Source organism: Delftia sp. PX-1 (assembly GCF_055797465.1).
Map to the genome: position 1 here is coordinate 2,756,960 of NZ_CP184763.1, position 22,557 is coordinate 2,779,516.

The following is a 22,557-nucleotide window of genomic DNA, read 5'->3' on the forward strand; positions in this document are numbered from 1 at the left end:
TTGCCGGGGGGCGGGGCCTTGCGGCCTCACTGGCACTGCTGGCTGTTGACGATGCGCTTGAGCGCGTCCGTGTCCAGGATGCGCAGATGGCGCTGGCGCACCTCGATGATGTTTTCCTCGGCAAACTTCGAGAAGGTGCGGCTCACCGTCTCCAGCTTCAGGCCCAGGTAGCTGCCGATTTCCTCGCGTGTCATGCGCAGCACCAGTTCCGACTTGGAAAAGCCCCGGGCGTGAAGGCGCTGCACCAGGTTGAGCACGAAGGCGGCCAGCCGCTCCTCGGCACGCATGCTGCCCAGCAGCAGCATCACGCCATGCTCGCGCACGATCTCGCGGCTCATGACCTTGTGCACATGGTTTTGCAGGGCCGTGACCTCGCGCGACAGGTCCTCCAGCTTGTCGAAGGGCATGACGCAGACCTCGGCGTCTTCCAGCGCGACCGCATCGCAGGTGTGGTGGTCGTTGACGATGCCATCCAGGCCGATGATCTCGCCGGCCATCTGAAAGCCCGTGACCTGGTCGCGCCCGTCCTCGGTGGCCACGCAGGTCTTGAAGAAGCCCGTGCGGATGGCGTACAGCGAGGTGAAGGACTCACCGTTGCGAAACAGCAGGCCGCCGCGCTTGACCTTGCGGCGCGTGGCCACGATGTCGTCGATGCGCTGCATCTGCTCGGCATCCAGGCCCATGGGCATGCACAGCTCGCGCAGGTTGCAATTGGAACAGGATGCTTTGATGGTCTGAAGGTTCATGGAGTAAACATCAGCGGCGCAGCAGTGCGCCGGCGGTGACCTCGTGGATGGCGATGAGTTGGATCAAATTGTCGCAGCACTGCCGCGAACAACTCTTGATATGAGTCAAGGACGCGGCCAATGGGCTGCGGCACAGTGGACGACATTAGAGGAAAAAACCCATGACCGCTGTCACCCCAGAGCTGCTGCGTCGCTTCGACGTACCGGGGCCCCGATACACCTCGTTCCCCACGGCCGATCGTTTCGTGGAGGCTTTCGGTGCTGAAGACTATATCCTGGCACTTGAGCACCGCAAATCGAGTACCGCAGCGCGGGCCATGCCTTTGTCGCTGTATGTGCATGTGCCGTTCTGCGAGTCGCTGTGCTACTACTGCGCCTGCAACAAGATCGTGACGCGCCACCACGATCGCGCTGCCGTCTACCTGGACTACCTGGCGCGCGAGATGGCCTTGCACACGGCCCATTGCGGCAAGGGCCAGGCCGTCAGCCAGTTGCACCTGGGCGGCGGCACGCCCACCTTCTTCTCGGACGATGAGCTGCGCACGCTGATGGCCCTGCTGCGCGAGCATTTCAAGCTGGAGCCGGGCGGCGAATACTCCATCGAGGTCGATCCGCGCACCGTCAGTGTCGAACGCCTGGCCGTGCTCAAGGAGCTGGGCTTCAACCGCCTGAGCTTCGGCGTGCAGGACTTCGACGAACAGGTGCAGATCGCCGTGCACCGCGTGCAGCCGGCCGAGCAGGTGTTCGCGCTGGTGGCAGCGGCACGGCAGCTGGGCTTTGCCTCCATCAACGTGGACCTGATCTACGGCCTGCCCAAGCAGACGCCCGAGTCCTTCGAGCGCACGCTGGCCCAGGTCAATGCGCTGCGGCCCGACCGCATCGCGCTCTATGCCTATGCCCACCTGCCCGAGCGCTTCAAGCCGCAGCGGCGCATCGCGGCCGAGGACCTGCCCCAGGGCGCCGACAAGCTGGCCATGCTCTCGCGCTCCATCGCGGCCTTCATGGACGGCGGCTATGTCTACGTGGGCATGGACCACTTCGCCTTGCCCGAGGACGCGCTGGCCGTGGCCAAGCGCCAGGGCCGGCTGCATCGCAACTTCCAGGGCTACAGCACCCAGCCCGACTGCGACCTGATTGCGCTGGGCGTGTCGGCCATCGGCAAGGTGGGGGCCAGCTACAGCCAGAACGCCAAGACGCTGGAGGAGTACTACGACGCCATCGACGCCGGCCACCTGCCCGTGGTGCGCGGCCTGGCACTGTCGCGCGATGATCTGGTGCGGCGCGCCGTCATCATGGCCATCATGTGCCAGGGCGCCGTGCTGTTCGAGCCCATGGAGCAGGCCTGGCTGCTGGGCTTTCGCGAGTACTTCGCCCCCGAGCTGGCGGCGCTTCAGGACCTGCAGGCCAAGGGGCTGGTGCAGATCAGCGACGAGGGATTCCAGGTCACACCCATGGGCTGGTACTTCGTGCGTGGCGTGGCCATGCTGTTTGACCGATATCTGCAGGCCGACAAGAACCGGGCGCGGTTTTCGAGGATCATCTAGGCCCCATGCTGTTGTCGCTGCTCTGGACCGCTTTGATCATGGGGCTCGTCGGCGGGCCCCATTGCCTTGCCATGTGCGCCGCGCCCTGCGGCGTGGTCACGGGCGGGGCGGGGCAGGGCACGGTACAGGGTGGTGGGCAGGTGGTCGCCGTCCATGGACTGCAAAGCCGGCTGTGGCTGCGCACGGCGCTGTTCCATAGCGGGCGGCTGGCCGGCTATGCCAGCCTGGGCGCTGCCTCGGCGCTGGCCATGGAAAGCCTGTCCTGGCTCACCAGCCAGACCACGGCGCTGCAGCCGTTCTGGACGCTGACCCATGTCGCCGTGATGGCCTGGGGCCTGGCCATGATGGTGCAGGCCCGCCAGCCCGCCTGGCTGGAGTCTGCGGGCCGCGCCGCCTGGCGGCGCGTGCAGCCCTGGGTGTCCGCCCCTGGCGGCACGCTGGCGGCGGGCTATGCCTGGGCGCTTATGCCCTGCGGACTGCTGTATTCGGCCGTGCTGGTCGCCGCGCTCAGCGGTGGCCCCTTGCAGGGCGCATCGGCCATGGCGGCCTTTGGCGTGGGCAGCGGGCTGTGGCTGGTGGCCGGCCCCTGGCTGTGGCGGCTGGGCCGCCAGCGCCTGAACGGCTTGCGTGCCGAATGGGGCACGCGGCTGGCCGGCCTGATGCTGGTGGGCGTGGCCGTGTGGGCGCTGTGGATGGACCTGATCTACAAGCCCAGTCTCTGGTGCCGATGAACAACAGCGGGGGACAGACTTGGTCCTGAGGGTCGCGGATTGCCTGCAAGGCCCTCAGAACTGGAGATAATGCCCGAATCATCGGCTTACATTTGCCGATTCCTTCAGCCTCGGGGCCGTTGCCGCGCGTGAACCATTCCGTCCTCATCGATATCCGAGACCTCCGTCCGGGCATGTTTGTCCAGCTCGATGTTGGATGGCTAAACCATCCCTTTCCGGTCAGCAGCTTCAAGATCACCTCCAGCGCACAGATCCAGACCCTGAAATCCCTGGGCCTGGAGGCGGTGCGCTGCGTTCCGCACAAAAGCGACGCCTGGCCGGCCGAGGTGCGCACTCCGCCGCCGCAGCCGCTGCCCGCTGTGGCGGCCGCTGCAGCCGAGCCCGCCGAGGAACCCTCACCCGCAGCGCCGCTGCTGCTGTCTGTGCCCAACTGGCGCGGCCGGCTGGAGGACTGCAATGCGCGCTTTCAGAAGGTGGAGCGTGGCTATGTGGCCATCGAAACCACCCTTGCCAGCGCGCCCGAGCAGGCGCGCATGCCCACCGAAGCCCTGGTCGACGGCTGCCTGGCCGAACTGGCCGGCCCGCAGGACGTGGCGATTCACCTCCTGTCCGATGGCGTGGGCAGCAACCAGAGCGTGCATGCCGTCAACGTGACCGTGCTCGGCCTGCTGCTGGGCCGCGCCCTGGGCCTGGAGGCTGCGCTGCTGCGCGACCTGGGCCTGGCGGCGCTGCTGCACGATGCCGGCAAGCCGGTGGCCGGCGCCGAAGGCATGCACGGCCTGGCCCTGGAGTCTTCCGTGCCCGACGCGCTGCGCGACCGCTACGAGCGCCATGTGGGTGAATCGGTGGCCATCGCCATGCGCATGGGCCTGTCGGCCCAGGTCACCACCGCCATCGCACAGCACCATGAGTGGGCCGACGGCACGGGATTCCCGCTGAGCCTGGTGGCCGAGGACATGGAGCTCACGGGCCAGATCCTGGCCCTGGTCAACACCTATGACCGCCTGTGCAATCCCGGCGATGCGCAGACGCCGCACACGCCGCACGAGGCGCTGTCCATGCTGTTCAGCCGGCTGCGCGACAAGTTCGCCGCGCCCGTGCTCAATGGCTTCATCCGCATGATGGGCGTGTTCCCGCCGGGCTCGGTGGTGGAGCTGACCGATGGGCGCCATGCCATGGTCATGTCCGTCAATGCATCACGGCCGCTCAAGCCTTCGGTGATGGTCCATGACGCCAGCGTGCCGGCCGCCCAGGCGCCCGTGCTGGCGCTGGAGCTGTTTCCCGCGCTGGGCATACGCCGGGGCGTGGCTCCTGCGCAGTTGCCGCGCGACGCGCTGGACTATCTGTCGCCGCGCCGGCGTGTCTGCTATTACTTTGAACGGGCGGTGGAATTGGATCCGCCGAAGGTGGCGTCTTGAACAAGCAAGCGCTCAACCGCGCCTGGCCCCGCCTGCTCGATGCACTGCAGGAGGCGCTGTGGCTGATCGATGCCCGCAGCCTGAAGGTGCTGCGCGCCAACGCCGCCAGCGAATCCGTCACCGGCTATGAGACCGATGCCGCCGTGGGACTGCCCGTGCAGGTGCTGGCCGCCACGCCGCAGCAGCAGGCGTTCTGGAGCGACCCCTTCAACTGGCAGGCCGGCGCCCAGTTCATTTCCGAGGTGCGCCGTGCCGACGGCCAGCTGGCGCCCGTGGAGATGCGCGTGCGCGCGCTCGACGGCGAGGTGCTCCTGGTCAGCATGCTGGACCGGCGCGAGCAGGCGCTGCACGAGGCCGAATTCGAAAGCCTGCTGGGCGAGTTGCGCGCCACGCTGGAGTCGGCGGCCGACGCCATCCTGGTGTGCGATCCCGATGGCCGTATCCGCGCCTTCAACCACCGATTCGCCACGCTCTGGGGCATTCCCGAGGCGTTGCTGGTGCGCCGCAACGACGCGGCCATCCTCGATCACCTGGCCGGCCAGGTGCGCGATGCCGAGTCCTACGCGCAGCAGTTGAAGCTGCTGTCGGCCCAGCCCCTGATGGAAGCGTCCGACGTACTGGACCTGCGCGACGGCCGCATCCTGGAGCGCCGCGCCGTGCCCCAGCTGCGCCGGGGCCTGCCCATGGGGCGCATTTTCTCCTTCCGCGACATCACGGCCGAGGCCCAGACCCAGGCGGGCCTGGAACTGGCTGCGCGGGTCTTCGAGTCCAGCCTGGACGGCATCTTCATCGCCGATGACCACATGGACGTGGCACGCACCAACCCGGCCTGCGAACGCTTGCTGGGCGGCATGCCCGTGCAGGGCCGCACGGTGGAATCGCTGTTCGAAGCCACCGAAGACCCATCCGACACGCTGGGCGACCTGGCCCGCATACAGTGGCATCAAGGCGGCTTCTGGGAGGGCGACCTTTGGCTGCGCCAGGCCGGCGGTGCGCGCTGCGCCGTGCGCCTGTCCTGGGTGCCGCTGCGCAATGCGCAGGGCGACGTGGTGCAGAGCATCGGCTTCATGCGCGACCTCACCCAGCAGCGCGTGGCACAGCAGCGCATCGAACAGCTGGCCTACAGCGACGCGCTCACCGGCCTGCCCAACCGGCTCAATCTCACGGAGCGCGTGGATGCGGCCATCGAGGCCGCACGCGCAGGCGGCACGGTGTTCAGCATCCTGTTCATCGACCTGGACCGCTTCAAGATCATCAACGACTCGCTGGGCCACCAGTTCGGCGACCGAGTGCTCAAGCTGGTCGCGCAGCGCCTGAGCGACTGCATGCGGCCGGTAGACATCCTGTGCCGCCTGGGCGGCGACGAGTTCGTGCTCTACCTGCACGGCTGCAACGCCGAGCTGGCTGCCGCGGTGGCCAGGCGCATCCTGCAGGAGATGGAGCGGCCCTTCCTGCTCGACGGCCTGGGTTTTTCCGTGCAGTGCAGCATCGGCGTGGCCCAGTACCCGGCCGACGGCCTCACGCTGGACGAGCTGATCCGCCAGGCCGACACGGCCATGTACCGCGTCAAGGAGCGGGGCCGGGGCCATTTCAGCTTCTACCAGCCGCAAATGAGCGCGGGCCTGCTGTCGCGCATGAAGCTGGAGCATGCCATGCGCCAGGCGCTGGAGCATGGCCGCATGGCCGTGTACTTCCAGCCCCAGGTGCACATCGACAGCGACCGCATCGTCGCGGCCGAGGCGCTGCTGCGCTGGACCGACCCCGAATTCGGCGTGGTCTCGCCCGGTGTCTTCATCCCGCTGGCCGAGGAGTCGGGCTACATCGTCACGCTGGGCGCCTGGGTCATGGAGCAGGCGGTGCAGGAGGCTGCGCGCTGGCAGAAGCAGGGCATGCCGATCAAGGTGTCGGTCAATGTCTCGGCGCTGGAATTTCGCCAGTCGGGCTTTGTCGAGCGCGTGACCGAGCTGCTGCGCCGCTACGGCCTGGAGCCCCATCTGCTGGAGCTGGAGCTGACCGAAAGCATCCTGCTGCAGGATGCACAGGACATGGCGCTGCGCGTATGCCAGATCGCCGATCTGGGTGTGGGCATGGTGATTGATGACTTCGGCACCGGCTACTCCAACCTGGCCTACCTGAAGAAGCTGCCCATCTCCAAGATCAAGATCGACCAGAGCTTCGTGCGCGGCCTGCCCAGCGACGAGGGCGACCAGGCCATCGTCGGCGCCATCATCAGCCTGGGTCTGGCGCTGGGCGTGGAGATCGTGGCCGAGGGCGTGGAAACGCACGAGCAACTGACGGCCATCCACCGCATGCAGGGCCACTACTTCCAGGGCTTTCTGTGCGCGCCGGGCCTGCCGCGCGAGCAATTCGGCGAATGCCTGCAGGCCCAGCGCGCCGGCATCGGCGCCATCGCCTACCGGCAGAGAATGGCCCAGGTGGCAAGCGCTCAGCTGCCCGCGCTCAAGCCCTTCCAGAGCATGTAGGCCGCCAAGCCGAACAGCAGCGTGGCGAAGATCCGCTTGAGCTGGGCCACGGGCAGCCGGTGCGCGGCCCGCGCGCCCAGCGGTGCGGTCAGCACGCTGCAGCAGGCCAGTGCCAGCAGGGCCGGCAGCCACAGGTAGCCCAGCGAGTATTCGGGGCGCCCCGCGTCACCCGCGCCTGTGAAGATCAGGCCTGCCGCATTCACCACGGCAATCGGAAAGCCCAGCGCCGCGCTGGTGCCCACGGCCATGTGCATGGGCACCGAGCAGCGCATCATGAAGGGCACGCTGATGAAGGCCCCGCCTGCCCCCACCAGCCCCGAGATGAAGCCCAGGCCCGTACCCGCGCCGTACAGCCCCAGCGGCCCCGGCAGGGCGCGCGTGGCCGTGGGCTGGCTGTTGCTGCGCAGCATGCGCAGCGCCATGTAGCCGATGAACACGCCAAAGAACAGCGCCAGGTACTTGCCGCGCAGCAGTGCGAAGACTCCCAGGCTGGCCAGCAGCCCGCCCGTGATGATGCCCGGCGCCAGGCTGCGCACGATGTCCCAGCGCACGGCGCCGCGACCGTGGTGGGCGCGCAGGCTGGAGATCGAGGTGAACACGATGGTGGCCATGGCCGTGGCGATCGCCATCTTCACGGACAGGTCCGGGCCGACCCCGCGCTTGTCGAGAAAGTAGGTCAGAAACGGCACAAGCACCATGCCGCCGCCCACTCCCAGCAGGCCGGCCAGGAAACCGGAGCACAGGCCCAGCAGGGCCAGTTCGAGAAACAGCAGATCAGGCATGCGGCGGCAGATCGGTAGTGAAGGGGCGGGCAACAAAAAACCCGGCGCACCGTGGAGGTGCGCCGGGTTGGAATCAGGTGTCTGCAAAGACCACCGGGCCGTCATCCTGAACCGGGGTTCAGGGGGGCAAGGGCAGCCAGACGTTGGGTTCATCTGACGCGAGACGATCACGCTCGAATGGCAATGTACCAAGCCCGGGCTCATAGAGCATTGGTCCAAGGAACTATAAAGCCCGGCGGGTTTGCAGACGCCTCCATTCTAAGGCCGTTGATCAGGCCCGCGATCAAGTTCTTTGAACGGCATGGGCTTTTCATTGACATGGGCGATGCAATGAAAACAGCCTCCGAAGAGGCTGTCGTGCGGGGCAAGGAAAGGCAGCGGCGGCCCAGGCTCAGATCAGCCGCGCATCGCCCTCCAGGGCCTGGTCCAGGCGCAGCACCAGTTGCTCGGCAAGGGCCTGCTGGCGCGCACGCTCGGCCAGTTCCTCGGGGCTGGGCTCGGGCGGCTGGGATGGGGCGTTGTGCTGGGAAGCGGCCTCGTCATGCAGGGACTGCATCTCGGCCTGGGCCGTGGCCATGGCGCTTTCCTGGGCTTCGCGGTCCAGCACGTCGAAGGCCATGTTCAGCGCGGACAGCACGGCCACGCGCTCGCGGGAGCGGACCTTGCCGCTGTCGCGGATGCGGGTCATGGCCGTGTCCACACGGCGCACGGCTTCGAGCAGACGCTCTTCCTGGCCATCGGGGCAGGTCAGCACATAGCTTTGCTGCAGGATTTGCACTTCGATCTGCTTCATGGGCGTTCGGGGCGTCGGCGGTTGCGAAGGGGTCAGGCCCCCTGGTTGGAGGGCAGGCGCTCGATCAGGGCATCGACGCGGGCCCGGGCGGCGTTGAGCCGCGAGCGCAGCGAATCACGCTCCTGGGTCAGGGCCGCCACCTGCTCGGCGAGCAGCGCATTGGTGCGTTGCAGTTCCTCGTGGCGAACCAGCAGGCGCTCCACGCGCTCTGCAATGTGGTCGAGGGAAGTCTGGGAGGTCATAGACGCTGAGATTGTAGGACGTGCGAACGAAGTGAGCACATTCCGTGGAAGTATCCGAGGAAACCTGGTAACAGGCAGGCGTACACGGCTTGACGTCAGCGCCTTGCTCGGGTATTGGAGAGCGAGCGCCAGACTGTCTCACAAAATCGTAGCGCCATCTGTAGGACTCGTCTGCTTCGGCGGGATGTATTGCGTAAGCATTGGTTGCGGCCGCGGTGCGGGCGCGCACTACAATGCGCCGCGCGGAGCGAACACATGAACATTGACCTTGGCCAGGGCGGGGCACGCTGCCCGGCGCTGCTGATCACTTCCACGGCTTCGGGCCAGGGCAAGACCACGCTGACGGCTGCGCTGGCGCGGCTGCATGCGCGCCAGGGCCGGCGCGTGCGCGTGTTCAAGTGCGGCCCCGACTTCCTGGATCCGCACTGGCATGAACTGGCCAGCGGCGCGTCCGTGCACAGCGTAGATCTGTGGATGACGGGCGAGTCCGACATGCGTGCACGCCTGCACGCAGCCGCCTGCGAGGCCGATCTCATCCTGGTGGAAGGCGTCATGGGGCTGTTCGACGGCACGCCCTGCGCGGCCGATGTGGCCGAGCGGCTGGGCCTGGCGGTACTGGCCGTCATCGACGCCTCGGGCATGGCCGGCACCTTTGGCGCGCTGACCCATGGCCTGCAGCACTATCGGCCGGGCCTGCGCTGGGCCGGCCTGCTGGCCAACCGCGTGGGCAGCGCCCACCATGCCGATCTGCTGCGTGCCGGCCTGCGCGATCCCTCGCTGTGGCTGGGCGCGCTGGCGCGCGTGCAGGGCAAAGGCGCCGCCTCGCTGCTGCCCGAAAGACACCTGGGCCTGGTCGCCGCACATGAACTGGACGATGCGCTGGTGCGCCTGGACGTGGCCGCCGATGCGCTGCAGGCTACGCCGCTGGGCCAGTTGCCCTGGCAGGCCGGGCCGGGGCAGGGCGCCAGCTGGCAGGACTGGTCCGTGGATTTTGAGCTGCCTGCCGAACGCACCGAGCAGGTGCAGCCCTGGCTGGCGGGCCGCACCGTGGCCGTGGCGCGCGATGCGGCCTTCAGCTTCATCTATGCGGCCAACCTCGACTGCCTGCGTGCCATGGGCGCGCGGCTGGCGTTTTTCTCGCCGCTGGCCGGCGAGCGCCTGCCGGATTGCGATGCGCTGTGGCTGCCCGGCGGCTATCCCGAGCTGCACCTGGATGCTCTGGCCGCCAATGCCGCGCTGCGCGGGGACGTCGCCGGCCACGTGGCTGGCGGCCGTCCGGTCTGGGCTGAGTGCGGCGGTATGCTGGCGCTGTGCGAGCGACTGACCGACACCGCGGGCCGGACCACGGACCTCTGGGGCCTGTTGCCCGGCCATGCCTGCATGCAGCCGCGCCTGGCCGGACTGGGCATGCTGCAGCTGCCCACGCCCTGGGGCCTGCTGCGCGGGCACACCTTTCACTACAGCCGGCTGGAGACTTCCATGACCGAGGCCGGGCGCAGCAGCCGTCCGGGACAGGACGCCCATCCCGACCGGGGCGAGGCGCTGTACCGCCACGGCAGCGTGCATGCCAGCTATTTCCATGCCTGGTTTGCCTCGCAGCCGCGTGCCGTGGCCGCGCTGCTGGGCGCCGACATTCCCCCGGGGACCGCGTGATGACCGAGCCCATCTCCACCGTTTCGCTTCCCCGCAGCCAGCTCATTGTGGGCGGCCAGAAAAGCGGCAAGTCGCGCCGCGCCGAATTGCTGGCGCGCGCCTGGCTCGATGGCGCACCGGACCGCGAGGCCGCGCTGATCGCCACCGGCCAGCCCTGGGACGACGAAATGCGCGAGCGCATCGCCCGCCACCGGCGCGACCGCGCCGAGCGCGTGCCCGGCATGACCACGCTTGAGGAGCCGCTGGACCTGGCCGCCATGCTTGCGCGGCACAGCACGCCGCAGCGCCTGCTGGTGGTGGACTGCCTGACGCTGTGGCTGACCAACTGGATGATGCCGGCCCAGCCTTCCGAGGAACTGGCGCGTGGATGGTCGGGCCAATGCGCGGCCTTTCTTGACGCCTTGGAGGGCGCGCCCGGCCCGGTGATCCTGGTCGGCAACGAGATCGGCCTGGGCGTGATTCCGCTGGGATCGCAGGTGCGCGCCTTCGTCGATGCGCTGGGCGTGCTCAACCAGCGTGCGGCGCAAAGCTGCGAAACCGTCACGCTGATGTGCGCCGGCCTGCCGTTGGCGCTCAAGGGCCCGCAGCCGTGAGGCCATGGTGTCCCGCCCTGTGGGGCCTGGCGTTGGCACTGGCGCTGTCTGCGGCGCAGGCTGCCATCCGGGTCACGGACGGGCGGGGCGTTCCGGTGGAGCTGCCACAGCCGCCGCAGCGCATCGTCAGCCTGCTGCCCTCGCTGACCGAAAGCGTGTGCGCGCTGGGCGGCTGCCAGCGCCTGGTCGGCGTGGACCGCTATTCGAACTGGCCGGCCCATGTGAAGACCCTGCCCGTGGTGGGCGGCGGAATCGATCCCAACATCGAGGCCATCGTCGCGCTCAAGCCCGATCTGGTGCTGGTGTCCATGGCCTCGCGCTCGGTGGCGCGGCTGCAGGCATTGGGCCTCAAGGTCGTGGCGCTGGAGCCGCGCACCCATGCCGATGCGCAGGCCGTGCTGCGCACCGTGGGCCAGTTGCTGGACCTGCCGCCCGAGCAGGGTGCCGACCGGGTCTGGGCCGCCATCGAGGCGCGCATGCAGGAGGTGGGGCGCAGCATGGCGCCCGCGCTGCGCGGGCAGACCGTGTATTTCGAGGTCAACCGTGGCCCCTTTGCCGCAGGCGAGTCCTCGTTCATCGGCGAGACCCTGGCACGCCTGGGCATGCGCAACATCGTGGGCGCGCAGCTGGGGCCGTTCCCGCGCATCAACCCTGAATTCGTGGTGCGCGCCGACCCGGACTTCATCCTGGGCGGCGACCGCAGCCTGGGCACTTCGGGCGAGCCCTATCCGGGCTGGGGCCGCATGCGCGCCATGCAGGCCGGGCGCGTCTGCCGCTTTGAACCGGCCGAGCTGGACGTGCTGGTGCGCGCCGGACCACGCATGGCCGAGGGCGCCGCGCTGATGGCGCGCTGCCTGAACGGGGCCGCACGGTGAGGCAGGCCCGCAGGCACCACAGCGGCCTGGCTGCGCCGTGGATGGCGCTGGCCCTGCTGGCCGTGAGTGCCCTGCTCATGCTGCTGGGTGCGGGCGTGGGCAGCACGGGCTGGGAAAGCGTGTGGGCCGCGCGCAGCGATCCGCTGTCCTGGCAGATCGTCACCGAGATCCGGCTGCCGCGCACGGCGGGCGCCTGGCTGGCCGGCGGCCTGCTGGGGCTGGCCGGGGCCATTGCCCAGGGCGTGTTCCGCAACCCGCTGGCCGATCCCTATCTGCTGGGCAGCGCCTCGGGCGCCTCGCTGGGCGTTGCATTGAGCATGGCGGCGCTGGGCGCCTCGCCCTTTGCACTGGCGGGCCTGGCGCGCCTGGGTGTCACGGGTGCGGCCTTTGCGGGCGCGGCCCTGGCCGTGCTGCTGACCCTGGTGCTGGCCCAGGGCGTGCACAACACCATGCGCCTGCTGCTGGCCGGTGTGGTGGTGGGGGTGGTGCTGGGCGCGGCCGCATCGCTGGTGCTGCTGATGAACCCGGACATCATGCAGGCCATGCAGGCCTTCATGCTGGGCAGCACCTCCTTCATCGGCTGGGGCGCCTGCGCGCTGATGCTGGCCGTGCTGCTGGCCACCGCCCTGGGCGCCTGGTGCCTGGGCCGCGTGCTCGACGGCCTGTCCCTGGGCGAGGCCACGGCCCACAGCCTGGGCCTGCCGCTGGCGCCGCTGCGCATGGTGCTCATCTTGCTGCTGGCGCTGGCCACGGGCACGGCCGTGGCGCAGACCGGGCTCATCGCCTTCGTCGGCCTGGCCGCGCCGCATCTGGTGCGCTCCATGGTGCGGTCCATGCACCGCTGGCTGCTGGTGCTCAGCGCCGGCATGGGCGCCGTGCTGCTGCTGGCCGCCGACCTGCTGGCGCGCTGGCTCATCGCCCCGCAGGAGCTGCCCGTGGGCGCGCTCACGGCCTTGCTGGGCGGCAGCTACCTGCTGTGGCTCGTGCACCGCCGCCACGCCCTGCGCGGCGGGGAGGGCGCATGACGGCACTGGCCCCCGCCTTGCAAGCGCGCGCCCTGAAGGTTCGCCTGGGCGATCGACAGGTCCTGGGCGGCCTGAGCCTGGCCCTGCCCGCCGGCCGCTGGACCGCCATCGTCGGCCCCAATGGCGCAGGCAAATCCACGCTGCTGCGCGCCCTTGCAGGCATGGAATCCGGCCCTGGCGTGCAAGGCGAGGTGGAGCTCCTGGGCCGCCCGCTGCGGCAATGGAGTGCGCGCGAACGGGCCTGCTCGCTGGCCTGGCTGGGCCAGAACCAGCCCGTGGCCGGCGACATGCGGGTCCAGGACGTGGTCATGCTGGGCCGCCTGCCGCACCAGGGCTGGCTGGCGGCGCCCAGCCAGGCAGACCATGCCGCTGTGGAGCAGGCGCTGCGCCAGACCCAGGGCTGGGACTGGCGCATGCGCAGCGTGGGCAGTCTCTCGGGCGGGGAGCGCCAGCGCGTGCTGCTGGCGCGCGCCCTGGCCGTGCAGGCCCGTGTGCTGCTGATGGACGAACCCCTGGCCAACCTCGACCCGCCGCACCAGGCCGACTGGCTCGAATGCGTGCAGGCCCTGGTCGCCCAGGGCCGCACCGTGGTCAGCGTGCTGCATGAGATATCGATGGCCTTGCAGGCCCAGGACCTGGTCATTCTCGACAAGGGGCAAGTGGTGCACCAGGGGGCCTGCGCCGACGCGCCCACGCATGCGGCGCTGGAGGCCGTGTTCGAGCACCGGCTGCGCATCCGCGCCATCGACGGGCAGTGGCTGGCCCTGCCACGGCTGCGGGGGCAAGCCGCAGCTCCCTGATTGCCTGTTGGAAAAAATGTCTCTCCATGCGCCGTATCTGAGCCGCTGGGCTCTGACCATCGATGGCCAGCCCCTGTCCACGCCGCGCGGTGTGTTGCTGCCCGTGCGCCAGGGCGGCACGCCCGCCATGCTCAAGATTGCGCTGGAGCCCGAAGAGATGGCCGGCGCTCGCTTGATGGCCTGGTGGAATGGCGACGGCGCTGCACCTGTGCTGGCCCAGGAAGGGCCGGCCCTGCTGATGCTGCGCGCCACAGGACCCGAATCGCTGGTGGAGATGGCCCGTGGCGCGCGCGATGAAGAGGCCACGCGCATCCTGTGCACGGCCGCCGCGCGCCTGCACTTGCACCAGCACCTGCCGAGCGCCCGGCCTTTGCCGTCTTTGGTGCCGCTGGCGCAATGGTTCCAGGCACTGCTGGTGAAGACCGATGAACCCGCCAGCCTGCTCGGCCTGTGCGCCACCACGGCGCGTGAGCTGCTGGCCGCACCGCGCGACGTGGCCGTGCTGCATGGCGATCTTCACCACGGCAATGTGCTGGACTTCGGCCCCCTGGGCTGGCTGGCCATCGACCCCAAGGGCCTGCATGGCGAGCGCGGCTTCGACTACGCCAACATCCTGAGCAATCCCGACCCCGCCAGCGCACTGGCGCCGGGGCGCTTTGCGCGCCGCATGGCCACCATTGCCGAAGTCTCGGGCATAGAGCAAAGGCGCCTGTTGCAATGGGTGCTGGCCTGGTCGGGGCTGTCTGCCGTCTGGAGCATGGAAGACGGTGACGATCCTGGCGCTGCGATGGCTGTGGCGCAAATGGCGGCTTCGGCATTGGCATGCTGAATTTTCAGACTGCGATACATCTCTTCTTCTGCCCCAACAGGGTGAAATAGCGCTTCACGGAAAAAGAGGGTGGAGGAATTTTTCGATGCTTGCCGATGCACTGGAGATGTTTGAGCAGCAGGGATTTGTCATCTGGCCAAGACCCATGGAGAAGGGCCTTCTCGACAGCTTGGTGGCATCTGTTGAAGCCATCCAGCGCCATGCGCAGGCCAGAACACTGGATCCGGCGCTGGACGAGCTGTTGGTGTACGAGAAAGATCTGCCGGCCAGCAAGCGCGCCGGCTTGGATGGTGCCCTTACCGGAAACTCGATCTTCATTGTTGGAGATCCCGCCCGCTTTGATGAAGTCTTCGCAGAGACACTTCACGATGCCGCGCTTGTCTCGGCGGCAACGACGCTTCTTGGCGTGGACGAGGCAGTGGTCCATTTCATGAACGTGACCATCAAGAATCCCGGATTCGGACGGTCAATCTCCTGGCACCGCGATTATCCCAATGGGTATTTCTGCACCAGGGATTCCAGCTTTGTCCGTCTGATGATCTGCCTGGATGGCATGTCGGTGGAGAGCGGTGCCACCTGCTTTGATGCGGGCACTCATCGCATCTCCGACCAGGAGGCGCAGCAGCAGAAGGTGAGTGGCACCTGGCCCACTCCCGATCCGGCCGACACCGTCACCGTGCAGTGTGACCCAGGCCAGATCGTGGCGATCCACCCGAAGGTGCTTCATGGCGGAGGCATGAATACCGGCTCTGGAATGCGGCGCAACGTCATCCTGCAGATTGGCACTCTGGGTGCAGAGCCCATGACACACGCCGAAGAATCTCTGACCGGCATCGTCATCGGCGCGAAAGGCTGCAGGGAACACCTGAATCGCTGAAGGCGTATCGGGGACGAGGCCAAGGCCATCGTGGACCGCGTGGTGAGGGGCATGATGCCTTCGCCCATCCTTCGCTCATCCCTCGTCCAAGGGCATCTGAAGGGCGCAGGCCGGCCTGGTTGTCCTGCCAGCGGAATTTTTCTAACATACAGAAATCTGTACGAAAGATCTTTGCAAAGGATCTGTGCGAGAAATCTGTACGAAATTCCTGCTCTGGGGGCCGTCATGAAGACCACGCTTGACCTCAACGATGCATTGCTGACCGAAGCAAAGACCTATGCGGCACAGCAGCACACCAGCCTGACGCGCCTGATCGAGGAGGGCCTGCAATTGCGCTTGCGCAAGGCCCAGGCGCCTGCCCGGCGCGTGCGCCTTCCCGTCTACCACGGCAAGGGCGGACTGGCACCGGGGCTGGACGCACTGAGCAACCGCGCGCTGCTGGATGCCGCCGGTCAGCAGGATCAACCATGACGCCCGATGTCAACCTGCTGATTGCGGCATCGCGCAGCGACCACCCCCATCATTCGGTGGCCCGCGACTGGCTGGAGCAGGCCATGGCCGATGCCAGCCAGGGCGTGCTGCTGAAATTGCAGCCCATGGTGGTGGCGAACTTTCTGCGCCTGGTCACGCATCCGAAGATCTTCGTCAACCCGACTCCTATGGTCGAGGCTTTGCGCTTCGTTGACGCATTGCTGGCATCGCCCGGCGTCGAGCAGGCCGTGCTGGGTGCCGAATGGCCGGCGTTAAGGCAACTGTGCGCCGACAAGGCGCTTTCCGCCAATGACGTACCGGACGCTTGGCTGGCCGCTGCCGCCATCCACCAGGGCGAGCATGTGGTCAGCTTCGATGCCGATTTCAAGCGCCTGCTGCCGCGCTCCCAGTTCACCCGGCTGGCGCCCCAATAATTCCTTTCCTTTTCAGATTCCCCCAATCCATGACCCGCATCGCCCTCATCCACGCCCTCAGCCATTCCGTCGCTCCCATCAACGAAGCCTTTGCGCGCGACTGGCCCGAGGCGGTACGCATGAACCTGCTGGACGACAGCCTCTCGGCCGACCTGGCGCGCAACGGGCGCGGGCTGGACGCCGCCATGCACGAGCGCTTCCAGCGCCTGGCGCAGTACGCCGTGGACACGGGCGCGCAGGGGATCTTGTTCACCTGCTCGGCCTTTGGCCCCTGCATCGAGGCCGTGGCCGCGCGCCATGCGCCGCTGCCCGTGCTCAAGCCCAACGAGGCCATGATCGAGGAGGCCGTGCAGGGCCAGCAGGGGGCCTTGGGTTTGATCTCCAGCTTCGCGCCCACGCTGCAGTCCATGCCGCCGGAGTTTCCGGCCGGCATCGAACTCGTGCCCGCCCTGGCCGATGGCGCCATGGACGCGCTCAACCGCGGCGACACCGCCACGCATGACCGCCTGGTGGTCGAGCAGGCCAGGGCCCTGGCCGCACGCGGCTGCACGCGCATTGCGCTGGCCCAGTTCAGCATGGCGCGTGCCCGCGCCGCCTGCGAGGCCGCCACGGGCCTGCCCGTGCTCACCACGGTGGACAGCGCCGTGCGTGCCCTGCAGCGCCGGCTGGGCGTGCGCCTCGGTTAAAGTGGCGCTCCGCTGCGGCGCATGCCCGCCGCAGCGTGTGCAACTTTTGAGGACGACAGACCCATGCAGATTGAACAGGCCCCGACGGAAAAGCCCTATGAAAAGCCCGAAGGCGAACGCCGTGGCCTGGTGCTGGTGAACACCGGCGACGGCAAGGGCAAGAGCACGGCGGCCTTCGGCCTGGCCCTGCGCGCGCATGGCCGGGGCAAGTCCGTCAAGATCTTCCAGTTCATGAAGGTGCCCACCGCGCGCTTTGGCGAGCACCGCATGTTCGAGCAGCTGGGCATGCCCATCGAGGGACTGGGCGACGGCTTCAGCTGGAAGAGCCAGGACCATGAACGCTCTGCCCAGATCGCACGCGAAGGCTGGGAGCGCGCCCGCACGGCCATTCTCTCGGGCGATCACTTCCTGGTCGTGCTCGACGAAATCACCTATCCGCTGATCTACGGCTGGCTGCCGCTGGAGCCCGTGCTGCAGGCCCTGGCCGACCGCCCGCGCCATGTGCACGTCATGCTCACGGGCCGGCGCTGCCCCGAGGAAATCATTGCCGTGGCCGATACGGTCACGCGCATGGAACTGGTCAAGCACGCCTTCCAGGCCGGCATTCCCGCCCAGCGTGGTATTGAGGACTGATGCCGCCCGCAGGCCCGGCCTGCGGCGGACAATGGCGGCATGAGCAGCGAAACGCATTCCCGGGCGCCAGAGACCATTCCCGCCCAACCCTTTGCCGAGGCCGATCGGGCAGCCGTCTACCGCGCGATCCATGAGCGGCGCGACATGCGCCATTTCTGCGGAGGCGAGGTCGCGCCCGATGTTCTGCTGCGCCTGCTGCGCGCCGCCCACCATGCGCCCAGCGTCGGCTTCATGCAGCCCTGGCGCTTCATCCGCGTGCGCGATGCGCAGTTGCGCCAGGGCATACACGCCGTGGTCGAGCAGGAGCGCCTGCAGACCGCCCGCGCCCTGGGCGAGCGCGAGGAAGACTTCATGCAGCTCAAGGTCCAGGGTGTGCTGGATGCGGCCGAGGTGCTGGTCGTGGCCATGCCGCCCGGGCGCGATGCCCATGTCTTCGGTCGCCGCACCTTGCCCGAGATGGATGTGGCCTCGGCCGCCTGTGCCATCCAGAACCTGTGGCTGGCCGCGCGTGCCGAGGGGCTGGGGCTGGGCTGGGTCTCGCTGTTCGATCCCGAGGTGCTGGCTGCGCTACTGCAAATGCCCGTGGGCAGCCGGCCGCTGGCCGTGCTGTGCCTGGGCCCCGTGTCCGCCTATTACGCAGAGCCCATGCTGCAGCAGCAGAAATGGGCCAGCCGTGCGCCGCTGCAGGACATGCTCTACGACGACCTGTGGGGCCAGCGCGCCGCCGGGGCGCCGCCGCAGGCATGAGCGACAGCCATTTCTGGCAACTGTCGGGCGCCGCGTTCAGTCCGCTGTGGTGGAGCTGGCAGGCGCTGTCGCAGCCTGTGCCCGACCCCTGGGCCCGCCACGCCCTGGCTGCCGCGCTGGCCGTGCCCGTGGCCCTGCTGATCGACCGGCTCTGGGGCGAGCCGCCCGTGTGGATGCACCCCGTGGTCGCCATGGGCCGGCTGCTGGCTGCGGTTGGGCGAAGAATTGCCCCACGCGAAGAACATGTGCGCGACTGGCCACGCTTTGCGCTGGGCGCAGTCGCCTGGTGCCTGCTGGCGCTGCTGTTCTTCGCCATCTACGCGTTCATCCAGTGGCTGCTGCCGCCCATGCCCTGGTGGCTGGAGGCGCTGGTGCTGGGGGTGCTGCTCAAGCCCTTGCTGTCCTGGCGCATGCTGCGCGACGAGGTGCTGGCCGTGGAAGCCGCACTGCAGCAATCCCTGCCTGCAGGCCGCGAGCGCCTGACCTGGCTGGTCAGCCGGGACACGGCGCAGTTGGACGCAGGCCAGGTGCGCGAAAGCGCCATCGAAACCCTGGCCGAGAACCTCAGCGACTCCGTGCTGGCGCCGCTGTTCTGGTTTGCCGTGGCCGGCCTGCCGGGCGCGGCCCTCTACCGCTTTGCCAACACGGCCGATGCCATGTGGGGCTATCCGGGCTGGCGCGGGCAGGGCGATGACCGGCGCCACTGGCAATGGGCCGGTAAATGGACGGCGCGTGCCGATGACCTGCTCAACTGGATACCGGCGCGCCTGACCGCCTTGCTGCTAGCCTTGTCCGGCCTGGCCGCTGGCCGACGTCCGGGCTGGAGTGCGCTGCGCCAGGACGCGTGCATCACCCCGTCGCCCAACGGCGGCTGGCCCATGGGCGCCATGGCAAGGCTGCTGGGTGTGCGCCTGGGCAAGCCCGGCGTCTACGTGCTCAACCCCGCAGGCTGCGTGCCGCAGGCGGCCGAGCTGCAGCAGGCCGTGGCGCATGCGGGCCGCGTGGTCGCCATGCTGGTGGCTGCAGGGCTGGCCGCCGCCCTGGTCATTGCATGGGCGATGGCAGGAAAGACACCATGAAACCGATCCCAGTCACCCACGGCGGCACGGATGCGCTGGGCGTGCCCGCGCACGATTTCTCCACCAACCGCAATGCCTGCGGACCTTGCCCGCAGGCGCTGGATGCGCTGTCCCAGGCACATGCAGCCCAGTACCCGGACCCGCACTACACGGCGTTGCGCGCACGGCTGGCGGACCTTCATGGCGTGCAGGCCGAGCGCATCGTCATCGCGGCCAGTGCCAGCGACTTCATCCACCGAATCACCATGCATGCGGTGCGAGAGGGCGCGGCCGTCGCCAGCCTGCCGGCACACCACTATGGCGACTACGCCCACGCGGCGCAGGTCTGGCGCCTGCCCCTGGCCGCGCGCGACGGCATCACCGAGGCCGGCCCCGGCCTGCACTGGGCCTGCGCGCCATCGAGCCCGCTGGGCCAGCCCGAAGATGTCTGGCCCCTGTGGAGCGAGCCCGCACCGCCCGGCACCTGGCGCGTGATCGACTGCGCCTATGCGCCCCTCAGACTGGAACCGGGCATGGAACCCGCCGTGCCCTCCCTGGTGCACGATGCCTGGCAGATGTGGACTCCCAACAAGGCCCTTGGCATGACCGGCGTGCGCGCGGCCTACGCCATTGCGCCCGAAGCCGTGCCGCACGACGAGATCGATGCCTTGCGTGCCCTGTCACCCTCCTGGCCCGTGGGCGCCCATGGCGAGGCCATGCTCACGGCCTGGACCGCACCGGCCACCCGGCAATGGCTGGCGCAAAGCCTGCAACGGCTGCGCGATTGGAAGGCGCAACAGATCGATCTGGTGCAGCGCCTGGGCTGGCAGGTGCTGCCCGGCTCGCAGGCCAATTACTTTGTGGCGCGCTGGCCGCAGGCACGGCAGGGCGACGCCATGCAGACGCGTCTGGCCCAGCTGCGCGCGCAGGGCATCAAGCTGCGCGACTGCGACAGCTTCGGCTTGCCCGGCTGCGTGCGCATGGGCGTGCTGGCGCCTGCATCCCAGAACGCCTTGCTGGCTGCCTGGCAGCCAATGGAGAAACACCATGCAATCGAGTGAACCCGCCGCCGTGAACCTGCCCTTGCCCGAGCCCGGCCAGCGCCCCGCGCTGTGCGTGATGGTGCTGGGCACCAGCAGCGGTGCCGGCAAGAGCTGGGTGGCCACCGCGCTGTGCGCCTGGTACCGCGCCCAGGGCTACAAGGTGGCGCCCTTCAAGGCGCAGAACATGAGCAACAACGCGCGCGTGGTCTGCGCGCCGGGCGGTGCCTGGGGCGAGATCGGCACGGCACAGTACCTGCAGGCCCTGGCCGCAGGCTGCGCGCCCGATGTGCGCATGAACCCGCTGCTGCTCAAGCCCGAGGCCGACATGCGCAGCCAGGTCGTGCTGCTGGGCCGGGTCAGCGAGGAACTCTCGGCCTTGCCCTGGCGCGGCCGCAGCGCCCGCGTGTGGCCGCAGATCGCCGAGGCGCTGGACAGCCTGCGTGCCGACAACGACGTGGTCGTCATCGAGGGCGCAGGCTCGCCGGCCGAGATCAACCTGCATGCCAGCGACGTCGTCAACATGCGCGTGGCGCGCCACTGCGGCGCGCATTGCCTGCTGGTATCCGACATCGACCGCGGCGGCGCCTTCGCCCACCTCTACGGCACCTGGGCGCTGCTGCCTCCGGAAGAACAGGCGCTGATCCGCGGCTTCGTGCTCAACAAATTCCGGGGCGACGCCAGCCTGTTGGCGCCCGCCCCACAGATGCTGCAGGAGCGCACCGGCGTGCCCACCGTGGCCACCATCCCCATGCAGTTCCAGCATGGCCTGCCGGAGGAGGATGGCGTCTTTGACGACCGTGGCTCTGGAGGCGGGGCGGGGCGCGCCGTGCACACCACCATCGCCATCGTCGCCTACCCGCGCATCAGCAACCTCGACGAATTCCAGCCCCTGCTGCAGGTGCCGGGCCTGCGCGTGGTCTGGGCGCGCACGCCGGCCCAGCTGGCCGGCGCGGACTGGATCATCCTGCCGGGCTCCAAGGCCACGGCTGCCGATCTTGCCTGGATGCGGTCCCAGGGCCTGGATGCTGCCGTCGCCGCCCATGCGGCGGCAGGCCGGCAGGTGCTGGGCATCTGCGGCGGCCTGCAGATGCTGGGCGAGGCGCTGATCGACCTGTACGGCGTGGACGGCAACGCAGCCGGCCTGGGCCTGCTGCCGCTGACGACCCTGTTCGCGCCCGACAAGACCGTGCTGCCCGCCAGCGTGCAGCTGCCGCCGCTGCCAGGGGCTTTGGCGGCGCTGTCCGGCGTGCAGGCCCGGGTCTATGAAATCCACCATGGCCAGACCAGCGTGCGCCCCGACATGGTGGCCGCTGGCAGTGCCGTGGCCGAGCCCGTGCCGGGCCTGCTGTGGCACAGCCCTGACGGCCGCATCGCCGGCTGCTATTGGCACGGCCTGTTCGAGAACGCGGACGTGCTGCGCGCCCTGTGGGGTGCCGAGGTTCCCACGCTGGACAGCGTCTTCGCGCGCATGGCCGACGGCGTTCAGCGCTGGTTTGCCACCCAGGCTTGACCCAGGTCGGCCACCGCTTGCGCGTTGCGCGGCAACATGTAGGCCATGGACTGCATGCGCAGCCGTGCTGTACCGATAAATGGGGAGCTGGAAAACACGCATGCTTGGGCCTTGACTTTTTCACGAGGAATGGAGTGAAGCTATGAAGAATCCATGGATCCGTCCCCTGCAGCTGTGTATTGGCGCTGCCGTCCTGGGCATGGCCGGCCTGGCCACCGCCCAGCCCGGCCCCGGGCCTGATGGCACGCCGCCTCCGCCCCCCGCCGCGGAAAAGGCCAAGCCCCATCACCACCACAAGAAGCACGCCGAGCACAAGGGGCCCGCCAAGCGCGGCTATGACCGCCGCGACCCTGCCCAGCACGAGGCCGCCGCCGTCCAGGAGCAATCGCGCCGAGGCGGCGTCCAGTCGGGCGACAACTTCCAGCGCAATGCCGTGGCCCGCTGCGATGTCTTCAAGAACGAAGGCGACCGCCGCTCCTGCGTGGAGCGCGTCAAGGACGGCCAGGTCAGTGGCTCGGTCGAAGGCGGCGGCGTGCTGCGCGAGTACACGGAACAGGTTCCTGTAAGGCAATAACAGCGCTGGC

The 22,557-nt window shown here is 68.7% G+C and carries 24 protein-coding genes; 20 read left to right on the plus strand and 4 right to left on the minus strand.

Features of this window, described 5'->3' with window-relative positions; all coding sequences use genetic code 11:
- Nucleotides 1-26: 26 nt before the first annotated feature.
- A complete protein-coding gene (fnr, locus tag ACN20X_RS12765; protein ID WP_016445205.1) occupies nucleotides 27-746 on the minus strand; it encodes a fumarate/nitrate reduction transcriptional regulator Fnr in 720 nt (239 codons plus the stop codon).
- Nucleotides 747-907: 161 nt separating this feature from the next.
- On the opposite strand from fnr, the gene hemN reads away from it, so the two are divergent.
- The 4 genes from hemN (at nucleotide 908) to ACN20X_RS12785 (ending at nucleotide 6,922) form a co-directional block, all read left to right on the plus strand.
- On the plus strand, nucleotides 908-2,290 hold the full coding sequence (gene hemN, locus ACN20X_RS12770; protein WP_016445206.1) for an oxygen-independent coproporphyrinogen III oxidase: 1,383 nt from the start codon (nucleotides 908-910) through the stop codon (nucleotides 2,288-2,290).
- Between the two features lie 5 nt (nucleotides 2,291-2,295).
- Complete coding sequence (locus ACN20X_RS12775; RefSeq protein ID WP_016445207.1) at nucleotides 2,296-3,021, plus strand: sulfite exporter TauE/SafE family protein; 726 nt, start codon at nucleotides 2,296-2,298, stop codon at nucleotides 3,019-3,021.
- A 173-nt stretch (nucleotides 3,022-3,194) separates the two neighbouring features.
- Nucleotides 3,195-4,439 carry an HD-GYP domain-containing protein gene (locus ACN20X_RS12780; protein WP_016453077.1) on the plus strand — a complete coding sequence of 415 codons (1,245 nt, stop codon included), beginning with the start codon at nucleotides 3,195-3,197 and terminating at the stop codon, nucleotides 4,437-4,439.
- Nucleotides 4,436-6,922, plus strand: a complete 2,487-nt coding sequence (locus ACN20X_RS12785; protein WP_016445209.1) for a bifunctional diguanylate cyclase/phosphodiesterase — start codon at nucleotides 4,436-4,438, stop codon at nucleotides 6,920-6,922. The genes ACN20X_RS12780 and ACN20X_RS12785 overlap by 4 nt, the downstream gene beginning before the upstream one ends.
- On the opposite strand, the gene ACN20X_RS12790 is transcribed toward ACN20X_RS12785, so the two are convergent.
- The 3 genes from ACN20X_RS12790 to ACN20X_RS12800 all read right to left on the minus strand — a co-directional run bounded on the left by ACN20X_RS12790 (nucleotide 6,886) and on the right by ACN20X_RS12800 (nucleotide 8,739).
- Nucleotides 6,886-7,704: a sulfite exporter TauE/SafE family protein gene (locus ACN20X_RS12790; RefSeq protein ID WP_016445210.1), complete on the minus strand. Its 819-nt coding sequence runs from the start codon at nucleotides 7,702-7,704 to the stop codon at nucleotides 6,886-6,888. The two genes, ACN20X_RS12785 and ACN20X_RS12790, sit on opposite strands and share 37 nt — an antisense overlap.
- Before the next feature lie 391 nt (nucleotides 7,705-8,095).
- On the minus strand, nucleotides 8,096-8,497 hold the full coding sequence (locus tag ACN20X_RS12795; protein WP_016445211.1) for a cell division protein ZapA: 402 nt from the start codon (nucleotides 8,495-8,497) through the stop codon (nucleotides 8,096-8,098).
- 32 nt (nucleotides 8,498-8,529) lie between these two features.
- Entirely contained in the window at nucleotides 8,530-8,739 is a 210-nt protein-coding gene (locus tag ACN20X_RS12800) for a hypothetical protein (protein ID WP_012204637.1), read from the minus strand.
- Nucleotides 8,740-8,994: 255 nt separating this feature from the next.
- Here ACN20X_RS12800 and ACN20X_RS12805 point away from each other — a divergent pair, with 255 nt between their 5' ends.
- From ACN20X_RS12805 to ACN20X_RS12880, 16 genes are all read left to right on the plus strand, one after another.
- Entirely contained in the window at nucleotides 8,995-10,392 is a 1,398-nt protein-coding gene (locus tag ACN20X_RS12805) for a cobyrinate a,c-diamide synthase (protein ID WP_473210660.1), read from the plus strand.
- On the plus strand, nucleotides 10,392-10,985 hold the full coding sequence (locus ACN20X_RS12810) for a bifunctional adenosylcobinamide kinase/adenosylcobinamide-phosphate guanylyltransferase (protein WP_016453073.1): 594 nt from the start codon (nucleotides 10,392-10,394) through the stop codon (nucleotides 10,983-10,985). Before ACN20X_RS12805 ends, ACN20X_RS12810 begins: the two co-directional genes overlap by 1 nt.
- A complete protein-coding gene (locus ACN20X_RS12815; RefSeq protein ID WP_047217632.1) occupies nucleotides 10,982-11,860 on the plus strand; it encodes an ABC transporter substrate-binding protein in 879 nt (292 codons plus the stop codon). The genes ACN20X_RS12810 and ACN20X_RS12815 overlap by 4 nt, the downstream gene beginning before the upstream one ends.
- Nucleotides 11,861-11,901: 41 nt before the next feature.
- On the plus strand, nucleotides 11,902-12,885 hold the full coding sequence (locus ACN20X_RS12820; protein ID WP_016445215.1) for a FecCD family ABC transporter permease: 984 nt from the start codon (nucleotides 11,902-11,904) through the stop codon (nucleotides 12,883-12,885).
- Nucleotides 12,882-13,685, plus strand: a complete 804-nt coding sequence (locus ACN20X_RS12825) for an ABC transporter ATP-binding protein (RefSeq protein ID WP_473210661.1) — start codon at nucleotides 12,882-12,884, stop codon at nucleotides 13,683-13,685. The genes ACN20X_RS12820 and ACN20X_RS12825 overlap by 4 nt, the downstream gene beginning before the upstream one ends.
- Before the next feature lie 16 nt (nucleotides 13,686-13,701).
- Entirely contained in the window at nucleotides 13,702-14,514 is an 813-nt protein-coding gene (locus ACN20X_RS12830; protein WP_016445217.1) for an aminoglycoside phosphotransferase family protein, read from the plus strand.
- Nucleotides 14,515-14,599: 85 nt separating this feature from the next.
- A complete protein-coding gene (locus ACN20X_RS12835; RefSeq protein WP_473210662.1) occupies nucleotides 14,600-15,391 on the plus strand; it encodes a phytanoyl-CoA dioxygenase family protein in 792 nt (263 codons plus the stop codon).
- A gap of 225 nt (nucleotides 15,392-15,616) precedes the next feature.
- Nucleotides 15,617-15,862: a DUF6364 family protein gene (locus ACN20X_RS12840; RefSeq protein WP_016453068.1), complete on the plus strand. Its 246-nt coding sequence runs from the start codon at nucleotides 15,617-15,619 to the stop codon at nucleotides 15,860-15,862.
- Nucleotides 15,859-16,296, plus strand: a complete 438-nt coding sequence (locus ACN20X_RS12845) for a TA system VapC family ribonuclease toxin (RefSeq protein ID WP_133072894.1) — start codon at nucleotides 15,859-15,861, stop codon at nucleotides 16,294-16,296. Before ACN20X_RS12840 ends, ACN20X_RS12845 begins: the two co-directional genes overlap by 4 nt.
- Nucleotides 16,297-16,325: 29 nt before the next feature.
- A complete protein-coding gene (locus tag ACN20X_RS12850; protein ID WP_013803211.1) occupies nucleotides 16,326-16,982 on the plus strand; it encodes an aspartate/glutamate racemase family protein in 657 nt (218 codons plus the stop codon).
- 63 nt (nucleotides 16,983-17,045) lie between these two features.
- Nucleotides 17,046-17,615: a cob(I)yrinic acid a,c-diamide adenosyltransferase gene (gene cobO / locus ACN20X_RS12855; protein ID WP_013803210.1), complete on the plus strand. Its 570-nt coding sequence runs from the start codon at nucleotides 17,046-17,048 to the stop codon at nucleotides 17,613-17,615.
- A gap of 39 nt (nucleotides 17,616-17,654) precedes the next feature.
- Nucleotides 17,655-18,362 carry a 5,6-dimethylbenzimidazole synthase gene (gene bluB / locus ACN20X_RS12860; protein WP_016453065.1) on the plus strand — a complete coding sequence of 236 codons (708 nt, stop codon included), beginning with the start codon at nucleotides 17,655-17,657 and terminating at the stop codon, nucleotides 18,360-18,362.
- The gene (gene cbiB, locus ACN20X_RS12865) at nucleotides 18,359-19,441 is read left to right on the plus strand and encodes an adenosylcobinamide-phosphate synthase CbiB (protein WP_016445223.1); all 1,083 of its coding nucleotides are present in this window, start codon (nucleotides 18,359-18,361) and stop codon (nucleotides 19,439-19,441) included. The genes bluB and cbiB overlap by 4 nt, the downstream gene beginning before the upstream one ends.
- Nucleotides 19,438-20,481: an aminotransferase class I/II-fold pyridoxal phosphate-dependent enzyme gene (locus tag ACN20X_RS12870; RefSeq protein ID WP_473210663.1), complete on the plus strand. Its 1,044-nt coding sequence runs from the start codon at nucleotides 19,438-19,440 to the stop codon at nucleotides 20,479-20,481. The genes cbiB and ACN20X_RS12870 overlap by 4 nt, the downstream gene beginning before the upstream one ends.
- Nucleotides 20,468-21,973 carry a cobyric acid synthase gene (locus tag ACN20X_RS12875; protein ID WP_016445225.1) on the plus strand — a complete coding sequence of 502 codons (1,506 nt, stop codon included), beginning with the start codon at nucleotides 20,468-20,470 and terminating at the stop codon, nucleotides 21,971-21,973. Before ACN20X_RS12870 ends, ACN20X_RS12875 begins: the two co-directional genes overlap by 14 nt.
- A 142-nt stretch (nucleotides 21,974-22,115) precedes the next feature.
- Entirely contained in the window at nucleotides 22,116-22,547 is a 432-nt protein-coding gene (locus tag ACN20X_RS12880) for a hypothetical protein (RefSeq protein ID WP_016445226.1), read from the plus strand.
- The last annotated feature ends 10 nt before the right edge of the window (nucleotides 22,548-22,557 follow it).

What these genes read in the sequence shown, in the direction of transcription:
- fnr (WP_016445205.1), bottom strand. Translation starts at nt 746, where the DNA reads ATGAACCTTCAGACCATCAAAGCATCCTGTTCCAATTGCAACCTGCGC.
- hemN (WP_016445206.1), top strand. Translation starts at nt 908, where the DNA reads ATGACCGCTGTCACCCCAGAGCTGCTGCGTCGCTTCGACGTACCGGGG.
- ACN20X_RS12775 (WP_016445207.1), top strand. Translation starts at nt 2,296, where the DNA reads ATGCTGTTGTCGCTGCTCTGGACCGCTTTGATCATGGGGCTCGTCGGC.
- ACN20X_RS12780 (WP_016453077.1), top strand. Translation starts at nt 3,195, where the DNA reads ATGTTTGTCCAGCTCGATGTTGGATGGCTAAACCATCCCTTTCCGGTC.
- ACN20X_RS12790 (WP_016445210.1), bottom strand. Translation starts at nt 7,704, where the DNA reads ATGCCTGATCTGCTGTTTCTCGAACTGGCCCTGCTGGGCCTGTGCTCC.
- ACN20X_RS12795 (WP_016445211.1), bottom strand. Translation starts at nt 8,497, where the DNA reads ATGAAGCAGATCGAAGTGCAAATCCTGCAGCAAAGCTATGTGCTGACC.
- ACN20X_RS12800 (WP_012204637.1), bottom strand. Translation starts at nt 8,739, where the DNA reads ATGACCTCCCAGACTTCCCTCGACCACATTGCAGAGCGCGTGGAGCGC.
- ACN20X_RS12805 (WP_473210660.1), top strand. Translation starts at nt 8,995, where the DNA reads ATGAACATTGACCTTGGCCAGGGCGGGGCACGCTGCCCGGCGCTGCTG.
- ACN20X_RS12810 (WP_016453073.1), top strand. Translation starts at nt 10,392, where the DNA reads ATGACCGAGCCCATCTCCACCGTTTCGCTTCCCCGCAGCCAGCTCATT.
- ACN20X_RS12820 (WP_016445215.1), top strand. Translation starts at nt 11,902, where the DNA reads ATGGCGCTGGCCCTGCTGGCCGTGAGTGCCCTGCTCATGCTGCTGGGT.
- ACN20X_RS12825 (WP_473210661.1), top strand. Translation starts at nt 12,882, where the DNA reads ATGACGGCACTGGCCCCCGCCTTGCAAGCGCGCGCCCTGAAGGTTCGC.
- ACN20X_RS12830 (WP_016445217.1), top strand. Translation starts at nt 13,702, where the DNA reads ATGTCTCTCCATGCGCCGTATCTGAGCCGCTGGGCTCTGACCATCGAT.
- ACN20X_RS12835 (WP_473210662.1), top strand. Translation starts at nt 14,600, where the DNA reads ATGCTTGCCGATGCACTGGAGATGTTTGAGCAGCAGGGATTTGTCATC.
- ACN20X_RS12840 (WP_016453068.1), top strand. Translation starts at nt 15,617, where the DNA reads ATGAAGACCACGCTTGACCTCAACGATGCATTGCTGACCGAAGCAAAG.
- ACN20X_RS12845 (WP_133072894.1), top strand. Translation starts at nt 15,859, where the DNA reads ATGACGCCCGATGTCAACCTGCTGATTGCGGCATCGCGCAGCGACCAC.
- ACN20X_RS12850 (WP_013803211.1), top strand. Translation starts at nt 16,326, where the DNA reads ATGACCCGCATCGCCCTCATCCACGCCCTCAGCCATTCCGTCGCTCCC.
- cobO (WP_013803210.1), top strand. Translation starts at nt 17,046, where the DNA reads ATGCAGATTGAACAGGCCCCGACGGAAAAGCCCTATGAAAAGCCCGAA.
- bluB (WP_016453065.1), top strand. Translation starts at nt 17,655, where the DNA reads ATGAGCAGCGAAACGCATTCCCGGGCGCCAGAGACCATTCCCGCCCAA.
- cbiB (WP_016445223.1), top strand. Translation starts at nt 18,359, where the DNA reads ATGAGCGACAGCCATTTCTGGCAACTGTCGGGCGCCGCGTTCAGTCCG.
- ACN20X_RS12870 (WP_473210663.1), top strand. Translation starts at nt 19,438, where the DNA reads ATGAAACCGATCCCAGTCACCCACGGCGGCACGGATGCGCTGGGCGTG.
- ACN20X_RS12875 (WP_016445225.1), top strand. Translation starts at nt 20,468, where the DNA reads ATGCAATCGAGTGAACCCGCCGCCGTGAACCTGCCCTTGCCCGAGCCC.
- ACN20X_RS12880 (WP_016445226.1), top strand. Translation starts at nt 22,116, where the DNA reads ATGAAGAATCCATGGATCCGTCCCCTGCAGCTGTGTATTGGCGCTGCC.